Source organism: Pseudomonas fluorescens, from assembly GCF_902497875.1.
Classification (GTDB): domain Bacteria; phylum Pseudomonadota; class Gammaproteobacteria; order Pseudomonadales; family Pseudomonadaceae; genus Aquipseudomonas; species Aquipseudomonas fluorescens_BR.
Genome location: NZ_CABVHY010000137.1, coordinates 1 through 1,436, shown reverse-complemented (window position 1 = coordinate 1,436; position 1,436 = coordinate 1). Strand labels below are relative to the sequence as shown.

Below are 1,436 nucleotides of genomic sequence, written 5' to 3'. Positions count from 1 at the left end.
CGCCGGTGCGGTCGAAGCCATCAGCAGCGATGGTGCGGTCATAACCGTCGGCGGCGAAGGTGTTGGCAGCCAGGACGGAGAGGGTCAGGGCGATGATCAGTCTGGTTTTCATGGCGGTTACTCCGGTTCGTTTGCGTAGCGTGCGTTAGGTATGGATTGAATGTTACGCTTGTTAAATTGATTAAAAAGCGCAAATAAATGCTTATATTTATCGAATTAATAGATGCGTTATGCGAGCGCTTTGCTTGGCCGGTTCGCACTGGCATAGATAAGCGTTGCTTGAATTCGATTGATGCTGAGGATGCGCGGTGGGAATTAACCGAGCATTAATCGATGGGGCTGCTATCCAAAACTCATGAAAAAGGGGCAGAACCCTTGCAAGGTCTGCCCCTTCTTTTTACCGCCTGTAGCGTTAGTCAGTCTCGATCCGCGAGTGTTTGCGGGTGTCTTTCATGGTGATATAGACCAGCAGCGAAACCGCGATGCAAGCGGTGACATACCAGTAGTAACCGGTTTCCATGCCGATGCTCTTGAACCACAGCGCGATGTATTCAGCGGTGCCGCCGAAGATCGATACGGTCAGTGCATACGGCAGGCCGACGCCCAGGGCGCGGATTTCGGTCGGGAACAGTTCGGCTTTGACCACCGCGTTGATCGAGGTGTAGCCGCTGACGATGATCAGCGCGGCCATGATCAGGAAGAACGCACCCCACCAGGTCTGGACGGTGTGCAGGGTGGTGAGGATCGGCACGGTGAACAGGGTCCCGAGAATACCGAAGGCAATCAGGATTGGCCGCCGCCCGACTTTATCCGAAAGCCCGCCCACCAGCGGTTGCAGACACATGAACAGGAACAGCGTCGCTGCCGAGATGGTGGTGGAGTCGGAAATGCTCATGCCGACGGTGTTCACCAGGTACTTCTGCATGTAAGTGGTGTAGGTGTAGAAAGCCAGAGTACCGCCCATGGTCAGACCGACCACGGTCATCAGTTCCTTCGGATGGCGCATCAAGGTGCGCATCGCGCTTTCCTTGGCCTTCACTTTCTTGGTGAACGACTCGGTTTCTTCCATGCCGCGACGCAGGTACAGCGCGACTACGGCACACAGCGCGCCGATGGCGAACGGGATGCGCCAGCCCCAGGCGTACAGCTGTTCGGTGGTCAGGGTTTGTTGCAGCACGATCAGTACCGCCAGGGCGATGAGCTGGCCGGAGATCAGCGTCACGTACTGGAAACTGGAGAAGAAGCCGCGACGTTCCTTGGTCGCCATTTCGCTGAGGTAAGTCGCCGAGGTGCCGTACTCGCCGCCGACCGACAGGCCCTGCAGCAAGCGAGCGAACACCAGCAGGATCGGCGCGCCGATACCGATGGTTTCATAACCCGGGCTCAGGGCGATCAGCAGTGAGCCGAAGCACATCAGATACACCGAGGCCATCAAC

The 1,436-nt window shown here is 57.1% G+C and carries 1 protein-coding gene; it reads right to left on the bottom strand.

Annotated elements, in window-relative coordinates:
* Positions 1 to 412 precede the first annotated feature (412 nt).
* A partial coding sequence (locus F8N85_RS34210) for an MFS transporter (protein ID WP_150807686.1) occupies positions 413 to 1,436 on the bottom strand: 1,024 nt, incomplete at its 5' end.